This is a genomic window from Streptococcus sp. 1343 (genome assembly GCF_013277355.1).
Lineage (GTDB): Bacteria > Bacillota > Bacilli > Lactobacillales > Streptococcaceae > Streptococcus > Streptococcus pseudopneumoniae.
Genome location: NZ_VMMT01000080.1, coordinates 1 through 16380, shown reverse-complemented (window position 1 = coordinate 16380; position 16380 = coordinate 1). Strand labels below are relative to the sequence as shown.

Below are 16380 nucleotides of genomic sequence, written 5' to 3'. Positions count from 1 at the left end.
TCAGTCTTATCTACAACCTCAAAGCAGTGCTTTGAGCAGCCTGCGGCTAGCTTCCTAGTTTGCTCTTTGATTTTCATTGAGTATTACTTGAGCAACTATACTATTTAGATTAGAAACAAAAGAAGCCATCAGGTTAGCATGTAACCTAAACAGCTCCTTGATTATCCTCCAAATAAACGAGCAAAAAAGCCTTTCTTAGTTGATTGGACTTCTTCTTTTGCTTGGTCCAGCTCTAGCTTAAGATTTTCTTGATCCTTCATAGCTTGAAGGGTCAATTGTTGCTGCTGATCCAGTTGTTTGTCTTTCTCAGCAATCTGACGGTCTTTGATACGCATCTGCTCGTCTTTTTCTGATAACTGACGATCCTTGGCTTTCAATTGTTCATAGAGACGAAGAATTTCTGCATTCTTCTCATCAACCAGAATCTCCATCAGTTCACGTTGCTTGACATCTTCACTGACAGGCTCATCTTCAAAAATCGTTTTTTTATAGATTTCTTCTAGCTTAATCAAGCCACTTCTGGTAACGACTGTTACCCCTTTGTCATTTTTATCTGTGTCTTCTTCTGGTAATTCTTTGACACGGTTATTGATTGCTTGGCGAGATAATCCTAAGACCTCTGCAATCTCACTGACGGTCATTTCAATACTCATAATATCCTCTGAAACGTTTTCTAGCTTTTCTTTACTTAAATCTTATCATAAGCTAGAAAAACTGTCAAATTTCCGCTTAATCTAAAGCCTTCAAAAAGGCTAATAAGACTTGAGCAGAGCGACGTCCAGCTTCGATAATAAACTCATCAAAAGAGATGTTTGCTTCATGGTTGGCATTATCACTCATAGCTCGGATGACTAAGACTGGAAGATTAAGAGCATGCGCTGCCTGAGCAATAGCTGCCCCCTCCATCTCAACAGCTAAAACTTCTGGGAAATGGGACTTAATCGCTCCTATCTTATCATTTCCTGCAACAAAACTATCTCCTGTAGCAATCAAACCAAGATGCCAGTTCTGGTCCAATTGAGATAAACTCTCTTGGATTTTGGCAACAAAGGTTTTATCTGATTCGAAATAAAGCGGTTGTTGCGCCATTTGTCCATAAGCATAGCCAAAAGCTGTGACATCCACATCATGATAGGCTAATTTGTCAGCAATCACGACATCCCCAACAGCGATACCTTCTGCTACTGCCCCAGCTGATCCCGTGTTAATCAAAGCATCCACTTGAAAATGATCAGCCAAAATCGCCACACTCATAGCAGACATGACCTTACCAATTCCACTCTCTACAAGAACGACTTCATGAGAAGCAATGGTGCCTTTATGATAGGTATTTCCTAAGACAACTTGCTCTTGGGCATTTTCTAAATGCTGGACCAAATAAGCTAGTTCTTCTGGCATAGCTGCAATAATTCCTATTTTCATTTCAATTCCTTTTCTATTACAAAAGTTTCATTGCTAAGACAAGCAAAATCAAGAGAAAGATGACTGCAAATAAAATCTTATTCAACTTAGAATTGAAGACATTTCTCTTGGTATTTTCAATGCGACGACTTTTATGAATAGATGGTTCAACCTGAATCTTCAAGGTTTCCTGACTAAAGCCATGTCCCTTAGGATTGGCATAACCAAAACGGGAAGAAGAGGTTGGTAAAATCTTAGTCTCCTCATTATCATCTAGCAAAGGAGGACCTGAAATTTTTTCGCCTCTATTAGCTCTTTCAATCATTTCATCCGTTAATAAAGGTTTACCCATACTGACCTCCTCTATTTTTTGTGCAATTCCCAATATTGTACAGCCATAATTGTCTTGGCATCACAGATATGACCTAATTGGATTAATTCCTTGGCTTCTTCTAAGCTCACTTCAAGGACTTCCAAGGTCTCATCTTCATCCTGCGGACGCGGATTTTCCACCTTTGTCAAATCGCTTGCTAGGTATAGTTTTAACTTTTCATTACAAAAGCCAATAGCTGAATAAAAGTCATACAAGAGTTCTAATTTCCCTGTATAAGCTGTTTCTTCCTCTAATTCACGCAGAGCTGCTGCAACAGGGTCTGTATTTTCTCCTACCTCCAATTTTCCGGCTGGAATTTCGTAAGAGACAGCCTCGATGGCTTTGCGATACTGCTTGACCAAGATAAGTTTTTGTTCATCCGTTACTGCTAAAACACAGACAGCTCCATTGTGGAAAATCAAATCCCGTTGAGCAGTTCCTTTACCTTCTGGTAATTCAACCTGATCTTGAACCAGTTTAAATATTGGTCCTTGATAGATTTCTTTTCGGCTAAGAGTTTTTTCTTCAAATTCCATGATAGGCTCCTACTGATTCTTAGGATGGTGAGGAAGGCGTGTTGCATATTCGTCTTTATTGACCTGACGACCGCGACCAATAGCAATAGCATCTGCTGGAACATCTTTAGTAATAGTTGAACCAGCACCAACGAGGGAATTATCACCTAACTCAACTGGCGCAATAATGGTTGAATTTGAACCAACAAAGACATTGTTTCCAATGACTGTCTTGTATTTGTTTTTGCCGTCATAGTTGACTGTAATGGTTCCTGCACCAAAATTAACCTTGCTACCCACTTCACAGTTTCCAATATAAGTCAAATGACCAGCCTTGGTATTCTCACCGATTGAAGAACCTTTCACCTCAACAAAGTTTCCAATATGAACTTGGGCACCCAGACTTGAACCTGGACGAATGTGGGCATAAGGACCGACTGTCACACCGTCAGCAACACTACTTTCTTCAATCATAGAATTGGTAATGACAGAACCTACTCCGATAGTGCTATCCACTACATAAGTACCGTTTGTCAAAACAGTCTCAGCGCCAATTTTCGTTTGACCTTTCAAGGTAACATTGGCTTCGATTTGAACTTCAGGCGCAATCTCAACATCAATATCAATATAAGTTGCTTCTGGGTTGACAAAGCTAACCCCATTGACCATATGTTGGTGATTGATGCGACGACGCATAACCGACTCAGCTGTCGCAAGAGCCACACGATCATTTACCCCAAGACTTTCATCAAAATCTTTCAAAGTATAAGCGCCAACTTTTTCACCAGCTTCACGGAAAATGCCAATGACATCTGTAATATAGTATTCGCCTTGAGCATTATTAGTATTGATATTTTTCAAAGCCTCAAATAAACGCTCGTTGTCAAAAACATAAGTTCCAGTGTTGATTTCCTTGATTTGCTTTTCAAAATCTGTAGCATCCTTCTGCTCAACAATGCGAAGAACTTCAGCATTGTCATTACGCACAATTCGTCCATAGCCAAAAGGATTATCCGTTTCAGCAGTCAAGATAGTAGCCACATTTTTATGATTGATGTGGAAATCAATCAAGTTTTTCAAGCTTTCACCTGTGATTAAAGGAGTATCTCCTGCGATGACCAAGGTGTGACCTGACAAACCTTCCAAGATAGGCTCTGTCATCATAACCGCATGCCCAGTACCCAACTGTTCAGATTGAGTCACAAATTCTGTCTGTCCAGCCAAGACCTCCTCAACCAATTCTGCCTTGTGTCCTACAACTGTTACTGTCTTTTCAGGTTGGATAGCTCCCACACTACGGAAAACATGTTCCAACATAGAAATACCCGCAACCTTGTGCAACACTTTTGGCAAATCAGATTTCATGCGAGTCCCTTTACCCGCTGCTAAAATAATGGCAAAATTTGACATAATCTTCTCTTTTCTGTAGAAATTCCCTTTTATTATACCATATTTCAAATCATTCCGCGCTCTTGAATGAAAAAATGCTCCAAAGTCCTTTCCTTAACCCATTTTTTTGATTTTTTTTGATTTTTAGGGTAAAATTATGAGATATGAGAAAACAAATTCATCCACTTATTTTATTTAGTTTTTTTGGGATTATGATGTTCATTTTAATCATCAATCGCCCACTTAATGACAACCAATCGTTTAAAACAAAATCCAATATAGCACAGATTGAAGCACAGGCTTTGAAACACTTAGACAAACCGATTATTGACCTCTCTGGCTGGCAGCGTCCTGAGGAAATCAACTACGATGCCCTCTCACAAAATATTTCAGGCGCTATTGTTCGTGTTCACAGTGGTGCTCAAACGACAAAAGAAAATGATGCTTCCTTTATCAATGGAATAGATAAGGCCTATAAGAGTCATATCACTGAACTTCAAAAGCGGAATGTCCCAGTTGCTGTCTACGCTTATGTCGCTGGAAAAAGTGTCCAAGAAATGGAAAAGGCTGCCGAAGTTTTCTACAATGCTGCCTCTCCTTACAGCCCTAGTTACTATTGGCTAGACGTAGAAGATAAAACCATGTCCAATATGAACGAGGGTGTTGAAGCCTTTCGAGCAAAACTAGCATCACTAGGTGCTAAAAACATCGGAATCTACGTTGGTGTCTACTTCATGGAAGAACATAGTATTGATACAGGCAAGTTTACCTCTGTTTGGATTCCGTCCTACGGCTCAGACTCAGGATTTTTGGAGAGCAGTCCTAAAACTGATTTAGATTATGATATTCACCAATACACATCTAAAGGGAAAATTGCCGGCTTTGACCACAATTTGGATATCAACGTCATCTCTCCCTTAAAAAATAAAGAAGAAACCTTTCGAAAACTCTTTTTAAAACCTTAAAAGCATTTGTTTAGCATTTGCTTTTTCTTTTTGTGTTTGATTGTGATACAATATAGTAAGGATTTTTTGAAATAGAAATAGTTGGAGGAACTATATGCTCTCATGGTTAGCGCGCCTTATTAAAGGGATTGTGATTGCTCTTGGATTTATTCTACCGGGAATTTCCGGAGGGGTTCTAGCAGCAATCTTAGGCATTTACGAACGAATGATTGGCTTTCTGGCCCATCCTTTTAAAGACTTTAAAGAAAATGTTTTGTACTTTATTCCAGTTGCCATCGGTATGCTTCTGGGAATCGGCTTATTTTCCTACCCAATTGAATACCTGCTTGAAAATTATCAGGTCTTTGTCTTATGGAGCTTTGCGGGTGCCATCATTGGTACAGTTCCTAGCCTCCTCAAGGAATCAACTCGAGAATCTGATCGAGACAAGATTGATTTAGCTTGGTTCTGGACAACCTTTATCATTTCTGGACTAGGACTCTATGCCTTAAATTTTGTCGTTGGAACCTTAAGCGCCAGCTTTCTTAACTTCGTCCTAGCAGGCGCACTATTGGCCCTTGGCGTCTTGGTTCCTGGCCTCAGCCCATCAAATTTACTTTTGATTTTGGGACTCTATGCTCCTATGTTGACTGGTTTTAAAACTTTTGATCTCTTGGGAACCTTCTTTCCGATTGGAATTGGTGCAGGTGCAACTCTCATCGTTTTTTCAAAATTGATGGATTATGCCTTAAACAACTACCACTCACGCGTCTATCATTTCATCATCGGTATCGTCCTATCAAGTACCCTTTTGATCTTAATTCCAAATGCAGGAAACGCTGAAAGTATCCAATACACTGGCCTTTCTCTTGTTGGGTATGTCATCATCGCCTTCTTCTTTGCGCTGGGAATCTGGCTTGGTATTTGGATGAGCCAATTGGAGGATAAGTATAAATAATGGCAAAAAAAGTAAAAATCAAAAAAACATTGGTGGAACAAATCCTGTCGAAAGCAGGCATCCCACATCAGGGGATTCAAATCAATGCCCTGGAAGGAGAGCTGCCTCAAGGTTATGAACGAGATCAGATTTTCAAAACCTTGGCTCTTTTAGGAGACAAGACAGGACCGATTATTGGAATTGTCCCTATCACTCAACACCTGTCGGAAAAGAAACTAGCCAAAATTTCTGGCAATAAAAAAGTGAACATGATTCCACAAAAGGACTTGGAAAAAACAACAGGTTATATTCATGGAGCCAATAATCCTGTTGGTATTCGTCAAAAACATAATTACCCCATTTTTATCGATAAAATCGCTCTCGACTTGAATCAAATGATTGTTTCTGCTGGGGAAGTTGGTCATAGCATTATCGTCGCGCCACAAGACTTGGCTAGCTTTGTAAAGGCTGACTTTGTAGATATTTTGGAGGACAGCAAGTAATGAAACTCTACTTTGTCCGCCACGGTCGTACGGTCTGGAACCAAGAAGGTCGTTTTCAAGGTGCTAGCGGTGATTCTCCTCTTCTTCCTGAATCCATTGAAACCCTAAAACGACTTGGCCAATATCTCAAGGAAATTCCTTTTGATCAGATTTATTCAAGTGATTTACCTCGAGCTGTCAAATCTGCCGAGATTATCCAAAGTCAACTCAAGACACCCTGTCCTTTAGAAAGTGTTCCGAATCTCCGTGAATGGCAGCTAGGTAAATTAGAAGGTTTGAAAATTGCAACCTTGGAAGCTATTTACCCGCAACAAATCCAGGCTTTCCGTACTAATCTTGCTCAATTTGACACTCAAATGTTTGGAGCCGAATCCCTCTATAGCACCACGCAACGGACAATCCAATTTATCAAATCATTAAAAGATAGTCCAGCTGAGCGTATTCTGATTGTCGGGCATGGCGCTAATCTTACTGCCAGTATTCGTACTCTTCTAGGTTATAAAGAACCACTTCTTCGTAAAGATGGCGGTCTAGCAAATGCCAGCCTGACCATTCTAGAAACCCATGATTTTGAAACATTCACTCTTGATACTTGGAATGATACTTCTTATCAATCATAATTATAGCCTAGTCTTCTGGAGATATAGTCAGTTGAAACAAAAATAAGACAAAAGAGACTCGTAAAAAGGTATTGCAACTTGCCAATACCTTTTTGATATGAACACATGTCTTCTCAACAGAATTGTAGAGCAAAATGAAATATGAACTGAATAAATTGATTTGAGAATTTAAATCAATTTATAAGAATGTTTTAGAAGCAGTGATGTACTAGTTCAGATTCACTTTTCTATACTAATACTCTTCGAAAATCTCTTCAAACCGCGTCAACGTCGCCTTGCCGTACTCAAGTACAACCTGCGACTAGTTTCCTAGTTTGCTCTTTGATTTTCATTGAGTATAAGATGAGTAGGGAGGAAGAGGTAAAAGTTTATGCCCAAACTCTTCACATAAGAACTCTAGCTTACCCATTCTATGGAATCTTGCATTATCCATTAAAACTTCCAACTCATACTCTTCTAAAATCTATTCAAACCACGTCAGCTTCACATTATATATGTTGGTGACCTCATAAGACTTATCTGCAACCTCAAAGCTGTTCTTTGAGCAGCCTACAGCTAGCTTCCTAGTTTAATCTTTGCTTTTCACTGAGTATTAAGTTAAAAAATGGGGCTAGTCAAAAAGTCTTTAAAATCAAAAAACGCATAATATCAGGTATTGAAAACCTTGTACTATGCGTTTTATTGTGGGAAGATTTACTTCATTTTTTCCTGAAGTCGAGTTTTTTCCCTGACTTATTGATTTGGACTATTCGTTTGATGTACTACTGCTTGAGCTTGAATCTCCACCACCGATATATTGGGTAAAGATATTTTGGAAGGCTTGGTCCTTAACCTTGATATTGACTGCTTGCAATTCTTTTCCGATAATGCTTTGAACAAATGTTGAATCATTTTGTTTTTGAGTCAAGATAACAGTTTTTAATTTTTCTTTGTAGTCATCAATATTAGATGATTTTTCTGTTTTCTTAATGAGTTTTACAATGTAATATTGGCTACTGTAGGCTTGTGTGCCAGTTGCTGTAATCACATCAGAAACGCCGTTTACATCTAAAGCGAAAGCGGCTTTCTTGACTTGCTCAGGTACTTCCGTTGAAGCAGAATCAAAGGTAATTTCTCCACCATTTTCTTTTGTTTTTTCATCAGTTGAGTTATCTTTGGCTAATTGAGCAAAATCAGCACCTTCTGCCTTGGCTTTTTCGAGAACTTCTTTGGCCTTGTCTTCATTGTCCAAACGGATGATTTGAGCCGTTACATCTGGAGTGTATTCGTCAAAGGCCTTCTTGTAAGCATCATCTGTCAATTCAGCTTCTGCTGCCTTCTTAACTGCCAACTCAACTAATTTACTTGTACGAATTTGAGCTTTACGTGTTTCAAGAGTCATACCTGCTTGTGACAAGACACGTTGGTAGTTTTCACCATATTGTTTTTCTTCTTCGGCAATAGTATCATCAACCTCTTTATCATCAAGCTCTGAGCCATATTGTTTTTCAAAAACTTTTTGGATGGTCATATTTAACAAGACTTGTTGGGCTGAAGGGTTGCTTTTCACTTGCTCATAAAATTGATGTTCTGTGATGACATCCCCTTTCATGCTGATAAGGTCTGCCCCTTCTGAACCTTTCGAACAAGCTGCTAAAGTTGCTACTGATAATAGTGTAATGGCACCTGCCAATAGTTTTTTCTTCATGTCTACTCCTTTGAGATAAGTGTTACTCTATCTATTTTACTATATTTTCTTAAATTTTTCTGAAAATCATTCGCTGTCAGGCAATTGAACATCTGCTACATTTTTACGAAGCATGAGAATGCCGTCCCCCAGAGGTACTAATGTTGCGGTGAGTCCTGGATTGTCTAAGGTTGCATCAAATAGTCTTTGAAGTCCTCGATAAATGGTTCGCTGGCCACGACGAACTTCCATAATGTCCTTGGCAACATCACCACCTTGAAAAATATCATCCAAGACAACCACACCTCCAACTTCCAAATGTTTGAGGATTTCTGGCAGAAAGACGATGTATTTAGACTTGGCAGAATCCATAAAGACGAAATCATAAGACTCTGTCAGTGTAGATAAGACGTCTACCGCATCTCCCTCTAGGAGAGTGATTTGCTTGCGACTGTCAAACTGGGCAAAATTTTCCTTGGCAAAACCAATCATTTCTGGATTACGGTCAATGGTTGTAATCTTAGCATTTGGCGCATGCTCTGCCATCAAGAGAGCTGAAAAACCGATAGCCGTCCCAATTTCCAGAATGTTTTTAGGTTGCATGGTTTCCATGAGAAACCTGAAATAAACAACCGTTTCATGGGGAATAATGGGAATATTTTCCTTGCGGGCAAAGTCTTCCAATTCTTTCAAGGAACCTGTGACTTGCTTTTGACGCTGACGCATCAAGTCTACAATTTCTTCCTTGACGACAGGGCGACGCATGTTATGGTTGGCATTTTTACTATACGATTCAACCATCTTACGCCAATCCCAATTTTTCAACAAGGGCTTCAAACTCATTCAAACGACGTTCAAAGACTGCAAAGGCATCGTTGAGATAGTCTTCCTTCTCCATATCAACGCCAGCTTTTCTCATGACATTAAGTGGATAGTCAGATTTACCTGCCTTGAGGTAGTCGATATAGCGGTCACGGTCTTCTTGACTACCATGGACAATTTTTTCAGCCAAGGCTGAGGCCGCCGCAAAGCCTGTTGAATATTGGTATACATAGTAGTTATAGTAGAAGTGTGGAATCCGAGCCCACTCGTATTGGATTTCCGGATTGTCTTCCTTACTCAAACCATAATACTCTTGGTTCAAGTCAGCATAGAGTTTATTTAAGAAATCGCTTGTCAAGACTTCACCATTTTGATCCGCTTGGTGAATCGCGTGTTCAAACTCAGCAAATTGAGTTTGGCGGAAAACTGTCCCACGGAAACCGTCTAGGAAGTTATTGAGAATAGCAAAGCGCGTTGCATCGTCTTCCACTTCTTCCAATAATTTCTCCGTCAAGATATTTTCATTGGTCGTTGAGGCAATCTCAGCCAAGAAGATCGAATAATCTCCGTAAACATAAGGTTGCGTTTCACGAGTATAGCTTGAATGCATACTGTGACCTGTTTCATGAACAAGAGTAAAGAGATTGTCCAGATTGTCCTGCCAGTTAAGAAGCATAAAGGCATTGGTATCGTAAGAACCACCAGAATAGGCACCTGAACGCTTTCCTTGGTTTTCGTAAACATCAATCCAACGCTCGCTGAAGGCACGTTTAACACGGCTCAAGTAATCCTCACCCAAGACTGCCAAGGCATCTTCTGCTTTTCTCAAGGCTTCTTGGTAGGTAAAACTATATTCAACAGATGAAAGTGGTGTGTAGACATCGTACATCTTGAGATCTGAAATTCCCAAGATTTTTGAACGAAGTTCAAGGTAACGATGCAAGAGTGGCAAATGCTTGCGAACTGCTGCTACCAAATTGTCATAAACATTTTCTGGAACAAAATTAGCCGCTAGGGCTGCATGACGAGCGCTCTTGTAGTTGCGAACTTTAGCACGATAGTTTTGCACCTTAACATTGGTTTGCAAGGTTTTAGCATAGGTGTGTTGGAATTGTTCGTAAGTCGCATAAAGGGCTTGATAGGCCCCACGGCGAATCTCACGATTTTTAGACTCCATCAAACGTGTGTAGGTCCCATGAGATAGCTGAACTTCCTTACCATCATCGTCGAGGACATAAGGGAACACAATATCCGCATTGTCCAAAATAGCGAAGGTTTCGCTTGCTGAACCAAAGATTTCTCCAGCTCCAGCTAATAATTCTTCTTCGCGTTGTGAAAGAACATGATCCTTTCCTTGCAAAAGCTTGTCAAAATAGTGTTGATAAACCTGCAATTTTGGTTGAGACTCTAAAAAGTCAGCATACTGCTTTTCGCTAATCTCCATAAATTCAGGATCATAGAATGAAAAGGCTTGGTCTAGCTGACTATAGAGTGTCATTGCTTTGGCATAGTACTCTTGATACTTAGCTTCACGTGTATCCTGATCATTCTTCATATGAGCATAAACGTAAAGCTTCTCCATCTGGCGTTCCATTTCAAGAGAAAATTCAGTAATTTCGAGTAGGCTATCCGCACTATCCAAGAGATGGCCTTCATACTGGGCTACTGTCTCCAGCTGTTCTGTTAAATCTTTTAAGGCTTCTTCCCAAGCCTGGTCAGTTGGGTAGATCGTTGATAGATCCCATGTATCTTTTTCATTTATTTCGTTTCTTTGTAATACCATTAGATTCCTCCATCCTTTCTATTCTACCATATTTTTCAAGAAATATTGCTGATAAAAGGCTGGTGGATAAAGCTTTTGCCAATCATTTTGAGGATTTTCTTGGTAATAGATTTGAAAATACTGATAATAGCTGGTCAAATCCTTCTCAATTTGGCAAAAATCACCTACTAGTGGTCGAATTTGTGGATACCATTCTTTCAGCCCATAAGTCAGGACATTTTCTCCCTTTTGATAGGCTTCTGCTTGTTCTTTCATCCAAATGGGATTTTGATAGTACAGTTGTTGCCGGATATAACAACAGATGTCCTTATCCTCAGAAACTGTAAAATGAGATATTTTTTGTTTCTTATAGGGAAAACGTAATATCTCCAGTAGACTACCTTGACCACAGGGAAATTCCTTGATTTGATAATGGAGTTTACCTCGAAGATCCTGGTGTATGAGATATTTAAGCCTTAAAATCTGCTTTCCCTTGTCTACTTCCCAAACATAAAAGCCCATGTTTTGACTAAAATAGAGAAAACCTTGTTGCAGACGAGTCAAACGCTCCTTGAGCCAAAGTTTTTCTCCCAGTAGCCACAGTACTTGGTAACCCTGGCTACGATAACCCTCACTGCGCTCTTTAAGAACTTTTTGTGGCAAGGGACTACATTGAACCTCTAAAGCTAGATTGCCATTTACAAACACATCCGCAATCTGTTTAAGTTCTGGAAGCAGGTATTCTAATTGAACCTCTGAATCTTTTTTCAACCAGTGATAAAGTGATTCCTTATTGGCCAGATGTTCTGAACTTTCATTTTCAGAGGAATAATCACAGTCTTTTAAGGATTTATGGGCAAAATGGGTCCGTACACTTGGTCCTTGACGCAAACGAAGCTGACCTCCACAAGCTGGGCAGGTGTATGCTTGCTTCTCAAGCTTATCCTCTAACACATTTACCAATTTTCCCCTAGCATCTCTCGCAACAAACATGATTTCCCTCCTTTTCTATATTATTCGTAAAAAAGAAAAAAGATCAGGAAAATTCCTAATCTTCATTCATTTTTATTTGATTTTCTTGGCTAGCATGGTTGCAAAGCGTAGTTGAATACGATTGCCATTTTCATCGCGACGGTGCAAATGGCCTGGATTTTCATTGTACTTAACCAATTCCCAATCCTTGTAATAGTCTGCCAATTCCCCTTCTTTAAAGGTGAATGGGAAGTTCACTGAGCAAGGATAATCCTCCGTGTCCATAGCACAAACGATAAGATTATAGCCACCAACACTGGTTTTATCCTGCATATTTTGAATAATAGCTGGAATGCAGTCTGCTTGTAGAAACATGAGAACAACAGTTGATACGATAAAATCATATTCTTGCCCAATGCTAGCTGAATTGATATCGTAAAGACCAACAGTCATGTCCAGATCTTCTTGCTCCACAATACTTTGCAAGATTTCAAGGGTCAGGTCATTTTGATCTACAGCCGTCACATCAAAACCTTGCTGGGCTAGAAAAAGAGAATTGCGCCCCTGACCACAACCCAAATCCAAAGCTTTCCCTGGTTTTACTGTCTGCATGGCCTCTAGAACCTCTGAATGAAAAGGATTGGTATTGTATTTCTTAGGGAAATAATCCTCAGGTTTACAATAAAATTCCAAGTACCATTCCACATCATCTGTGGCAGCTTCCACTCGGTGCCAGACTTGTGGTTGTGCCATGGGATTATCTGCCCCTGCTTCAAAGAGGTGTTCAGCTAGAACTTCCCCTTCTTCTGTCAATTCAATAAACTTGAGAACTCCCTTCAAGACAGTAATTTTCCCCAAGTCCCAACTTTTGTATTGTGCTTTTGCTGAACAGCTTCAGGCATGGTTTCTTTAGTCTACAAAGGCATGCGTTTATAGGCAACTAATTTTTCCATTTTCAATTCCTCTTTTTATCGCTGATTAACAGCTTTCATCACGCGCGCGATGTCGCGGTTTTGCTCACGACGTTTGATAGACTCTCTCTTATCGTAGTCATGCTTCCCTTTAGCTAAACCTAAAAGAAGCTTGGCATAACCGTCTTTGATATAGACTTTAAGAGGAACCAGGGTCATTCCTGTCCCTTTAGTCTCTTGTTCCAACTTTTGGATTTGCTTTTTATGGAGCAGGAGTTTACGACGACGTTCTGGTTCTTGGTTCCAGATATTGCCCTCTTCGTAAGGAGCGATATGGACATTGCTCAACCAGACCTCTCCATTTTTTACTTGGGCAAAGCCATCCTTGAGATTGATTCGAGCAGCTCGTACACTCTTGATTTCAGTTCCAGTCAGAACCATCCCTGCCTCTAGCGTATCTATGATTGTATAGTCGTGGCGCGCCTTTTTATTTTGTGCGACGACCTTTCCCTCGCCCTTTGCCATGCTTGGCTCCTTTCTTAGCTACTTCCTTGTAAAAAGGTTTCTTTCCTTTTTTCTTCTTGTCTTTTTGTGAATGCTTGCGCTTATCATTTGAGCGTCCTGATTTTCTCTTATCTTCCTTCTTATCTGAACGACGATTTGAACCACGCCCTCTGTCACTACGATTAGACTGTTTTAAGCCTTTTTCAATCACATCAAACTCACTTGGGATGTAAGAGAAGTCAATTTCACCCGTCATCTTGTCGGCTCTTTCAACTCGGATACGGATTTGCTGACCTACACGGAAAGTTGTTCCTGATTTCTCCCCACGAAGAGTCAAATCACGCTCATTGAAATGATAAAATTCAGGTAGATTTGTGATGTGAATCAAGCCTTCAACTGTGTTTGGCAATTCAACAAAGAGACCAAACTTGACAATGCTGGACACAACCGCATCGTACTCTTCGCCCACGTATTCTTCCATATACTCAGCCTTTTTCATGGCTTCGACTTCACGCTCAGCCTCAATGGCACGACGTTCACGGTTGGAAGACTGGGTCGCAATCTCTGGAATCACTTGCTCAAAATGCTCTGCTATTTCCTTAGAACGGCCGTAATCACGAATCATACGGTGAACAAGAAGGTCTGGATAACGACGAATCGGACTAGTAAAGTGAGTATAATAGTCAGCCGCAAGTCCATAATGCCCGTGATTATACTCCGAATAACGAGCCTCCTGCATGGAGCGAAGAAGCATCATGGACAATACATCTGCATAAGGTTCCCCCTCAACTGCTCGCATAATATCTTGAAGTGCCTCTTGACTCATTTCACTAGCAGTCCCATAGATTCGAATACCGAAACTCGAAGCATAATCAATAAACTTCTGAACCTTTTCAGCCTTAGGCTCCTCGTGAATTCGATAGATAAAAGGTAGGTCCAGCTTGCTGAAATGCTCGGCAACTGTTTCATTGGCCATCAACATAAAAGACTCAATCATCCGCTCGGCAATGCCACGCTGACGAAGAACGATATCAACAGGCTTACCCTGTTTATCCACTAAAATCTTCGCTTCATTGGTATCAAAATTAAGGGCACCACGTTTCACACGCATGTTTTCTAAAGTTTCATGAAGCTTGGCCATAAGTTCGATACTAGGAACAATTTTCTGATATTCTTGTCGCTTTTCCTCGTCGCCAGCTAGGATATCATTGACATCACTATAGGTCATACGGAAGCTTGTCTTGATAACCGTTTGTGTAATGGTATAGTTGACCACACGACCATGTTTATCAATCTCCATGATGGCTGACTGAGTTAGACGGTCAACTTGAGGATTGAGGGAACAAATGCCGTTTGACAGTCGTTCTGGAAGCATTGGAACAACTCGGTCTGTTACATAGACTGAAGTCGCGCGGTTAAGGGCTTCCTTGTCAAGGGCAGAACCCTCAGTTACATAGTAGGAAACATCTGCGATGTGAACCCCAAGCTCCAGATTGCCATTTTTCAGAGCCTTGATATGCACTGCATCGTCCAAGTCCTTGGCATCCGCACCGTCAATGGTAAAGGTAATCTCATCTCTTAGATCCAGACGGCCTTCCATATCCTTTTGAGACGGAACATCAGGCACACTTTCTGCTTCCTTGACAACAGCTTCTGGAAACTCGGATACAATGTCCATTGATTCCAAGACCTCAAGAACATCAATTCCGACATCTGTTGAGTGTCCCACCACATCGAGAACACTCGCGACAAAGAAATCATGTTTCTTGCTTGGGTATTTATCGATAAAGACCTTGAGAACTTCTGTTCCCTCCAGTTTAAGGGCTGGTTTCTTAACATAGATGGGTTGGCTGATTTTCTGATTTTTCGAACGGATATAGCCTGCATACTTAGGTTTTTCCTGATCCAGAACGATTTGACCTACAACAGTTGTCAAACTGTGTTCTAAGATATCAATAATTTTTGCTTCTGCTGCTGTTCCCTTATTGCGGTCAGCGACTTTCTTAATCACTACCTCAACGGTATCACCATCAATAGCATAGTTGACATCGTTTTTTCCTACAAAAAGGTCGTCCTCCTCGCCTTCCAGACTAACAAAGCCAAAGCCATTTTTATGGGCATGAAAAATCCCCTTGAGGGTAATCTCATGTTTTTTCTTAATTTCTAATGTCAGACTACCATCTTCTTCAAAGCGTATCTGATGCTTTCTTTCCATTAGGGACAAGGTTTTAATCAACTCACGAAAATCCTTGGAACTATCTTTTCCCAAAGCCTGAGCCAAATCATTAACAGTCACCTTTCCCTTATCTTGTAAATATTCTTTTATTCTATCTTTCATATTTTCTTTCTAGATTTTTTAATTTTCTTTTACTGTAAAACCTTCTCAAACATCCTTTCATACTCAATAAAAATCAAAGAGCAAACTAAAAAGCTAGCCGCAGGTTGCTCAAAACACCGTTTTGAGGTTGTGAATAGAACTGACGAAGTCAGCTCAAAATACTGTTTTGAGATTGCAGATGAAAGCTGACGTGGTTTGAAGAGATTTTTGAAGAATATAAAAACAAAAAGAGGCAAAGACCTAGTCCTGCCCATTATTTTCTTATCTACTTGATAATACCGTCAATGCTAAGGCAATGGCTAGCCAGAAAAAGACTAAAATCCCTGTCAAACGCTGCATCACAGCTTCGAAACCGCGTGCTTTACTGCGTTCAAACAAATCACCTGAGCTGGCATCAAATACATTGCTGGATTGGTTTTTAGTTGGTTGCATGAAAATCGCAATCACAATCACAACAGATAATACTAATAAAATGGTTAATAATAGGTTATACATATCAAACTCCTTACAATCCCTATTATTTTACCATAAAATCTACTTAGATTCAAGATGTAGGGTTACTTTTCTTTCCTTGGGACAATACTTTAAAACCTCAATCTTGTCTGGATGGGTTTTTGAATTTTTACTGGTTAGGTAATTGATACTGCCACAAGAGGAGCATTTGAGATTAATTTTTACTCGCACTAGATTTCCTTTACTTTTATTAGACTTCCTGCAAAACTA

At 40.1% G+C, this 16380-nt stretch carries 18 protein-coding genes and 1 pseudogene; 4 read left to right on the top strand and 15 right to left on the bottom strand.

Going from position 1 to position 16380, the window contains the following annotated elements; translation table 11 throughout:
- Positions 1–161: 161 nt before the first annotated feature.
- The 5 genes from rocS to glmU all read right to left on the bottom strand — a co-directional run bounded on the left by rocS (position 162) and on the right by glmU (position 3699).
- On the bottom strand, positions 162–653 hold the full coding sequence (rocS, locus tag HT709_RS10855; RefSeq protein WP_000021242.1) for a chromosome segregation protein RocS: 492 nt from the start codon (positions 651–653) through the stop codon (positions 162–164).
- A 76-nt stretch (positions 654–729) separates the two neighbouring features.
- Positions 730–1422 carry a 5'-methylthioadenosine/adenosylhomocysteine nucleosidase gene (locus HT709_RS10850; protein ID WP_172925762.1) on the bottom strand — a complete coding sequence of 231 codons (693 nt, stop codon included), beginning with the start codon at positions 1420–1422 and terminating at the stop codon, positions 730–732.
- 16 nt (positions 1423–1438) lie between these two features.
- Entirely contained in the window at positions 1439–1753 is a 315-nt protein-coding gene (macP, locus tag HT709_RS10845) for a cell wall synthase accessory phosphoprotein MacP (RefSeq protein ID WP_000517867.1), read from the bottom strand.
- An 11-nt stretch (positions 1754–1764) separates the two neighbouring features.
- On the bottom strand, positions 1765–2310 hold the full coding sequence (locus HT709_RS10840) for an NUDIX hydrolase (RefSeq protein WP_000393815.1): 546 nt from the start codon (positions 2308–2310) through the stop codon (positions 1765–1767).
- Positions 2311–2319: 9 nt separating this feature from the next.
- Positions 2320–3699 (bottom strand): bifunctional UDP-N-acetylglucosamine diphosphorylase/glucosamine-1-phosphate N-acetyltransferase GlmU, encoded by a 1380-nt coding sequence (gene glmU, locus HT709_RS10835; RefSeq protein WP_119948083.1) that lies wholly within the window; start codon positions 3697–3699, stop codon positions 2320–2322.
- Positions 3700–3842: 143 nt separating this feature from the next.
- On the opposite strand from glmU, the gene HT709_RS10830 reads away from it, so the two are divergent.
- The 4 genes from HT709_RS10830 to HT709_RS10815 all read left to right on the top strand — a co-directional run bounded on the left by HT709_RS10830 (position 3843) and on the right by HT709_RS10815 (position 6682).
- Positions 3843–4643 (top strand): glycoside hydrolase family 25 protein, encoded by an 801-nt coding sequence (locus HT709_RS10830; RefSeq protein ID WP_172925761.1) that lies wholly within the window; start codon positions 3843–3845, stop codon positions 4641–4643.
- Positions 4644–4737: 94 nt separating this feature from the next.
- Positions 4738–5580, top strand: coding sequence for a DUF368 domain-containing protein (locus HT709_RS10825; RefSeq protein ID WP_023938142.1), 843 nt, complete (start codon positions 4738–4740; stop codon positions 5578–5580).
- A complete protein-coding gene (locus HT709_RS10820) occupies positions 5580–6062 on the top strand; it encodes an aminoacyl-tRNA deacylase (protein WP_023938144.1) in 483 nt (160 codons plus the stop codon). The genes HT709_RS10825 and HT709_RS10820 overlap by 1 nt, the downstream gene beginning before the upstream one ends.
- Entirely contained in the window at positions 6062–6682 is a 621-nt protein-coding gene (locus HT709_RS10815) for a histidine phosphatase family protein (protein WP_023932732.1), read from the top strand. Before HT709_RS10820 ends, HT709_RS10815 begins: the two co-directional genes overlap by 1 nt.
- Before the next feature lie 343 nt (positions 6683–7025).
- On the opposite strand, the pseudogene HT709_RS10810 reads toward HT709_RS10815, so the two are convergent.
- The 10 genes and pseudogenes from HT709_RS10810 to rpmG all read right to left on the bottom strand — a co-directional run.
- A pseudogene (locus HT709_RS10810) lies at positions 7026–7121 on the bottom strand (IS630 family transposase); the annotation flags it as partial.
- A 306-nt stretch (positions 7122–7427) separates the two neighbouring features.
- Positions 7428–8369, bottom strand: coding sequence for a peptidylprolyl isomerase PrsA (gene prsA / locus HT709_RS10805; protein WP_000727950.1), 942 nt, complete (start codon positions 8367–8369; stop codon positions 7428–7430).
- 66 nt (positions 8370–8435) lie between these two features.
- A complete protein-coding gene (locus HT709_RS10800; RefSeq protein WP_007285038.1) occupies positions 8436–9149 on the bottom strand; it encodes an O-methyltransferase in 714 nt (237 codons plus the stop codon).
- A gap of 1 nt (position 9150) precedes the next feature.
- Complete coding sequence (gene pepF / locus HT709_RS10795; RefSeq protein ID WP_000244148.1) at positions 9151–10953, bottom strand: oligoendopeptidase F; 1803 nt, start codon at positions 10951–10953, stop codon at positions 9151–9153.
- A gap of 18 nt (positions 10954–10971) precedes the next feature.
- Entirely contained in the window at positions 10972–11925 is a 954-nt protein-coding gene (locus tag HT709_RS10790; RefSeq protein WP_000495916.1) for a competence protein CoiA family protein, read from the bottom strand.
- A gap of 72 nt (positions 11926–11997) precedes the next feature.
- Complete coding sequence (tehB, locus tag HT709_RS10785) at positions 11998–12762, bottom strand: SAM-dependent methyltransferase TehB (protein ID WP_240156680.1); 765 nt, start codon at positions 12760–12762, stop codon at positions 11998–12000.
- 110 nt (positions 12763–12872) lie between these two features.
- Positions 12873–13340, bottom strand: a complete 468-nt coding sequence (smpB, locus tag HT709_RS10780) for an SsrA-binding protein SmpB (RefSeq protein WP_001051744.1) — start codon at positions 13338–13340, stop codon at positions 12873–12875.
- Entirely contained in the window at positions 13303–15657 is a 2355-nt protein-coding gene (gene rnr / locus HT709_RS10775) for a ribonuclease R (RefSeq protein ID WP_138706374.1), read from the bottom strand. Before rnr ends, smpB begins: the two co-directional genes overlap by 38 nt.
- A gap of 261 nt (positions 15658–15918) precedes the next feature.
- A complete protein-coding gene (gene secG, locus HT709_RS10770; protein ID WP_000282517.1) occupies positions 15919–16152 on the bottom strand; it encodes a preprotein translocase subunit SecG in 234 nt (77 codons plus the stop codon).
- A gap of 39 nt (positions 16153–16191) precedes the next feature.
- Positions 16192–16341 carry a 50S ribosomal protein L33 gene (gene rpmG / locus HT709_RS10765; RefSeq protein ID WP_001809104.1) on the bottom strand — a complete coding sequence of 50 codons (150 nt, stop codon included), beginning with the start codon at positions 16339–16341 and terminating at the stop codon, positions 16192–16194.
- Positions 16342–16380: the final 39 nt, after the last annotated feature.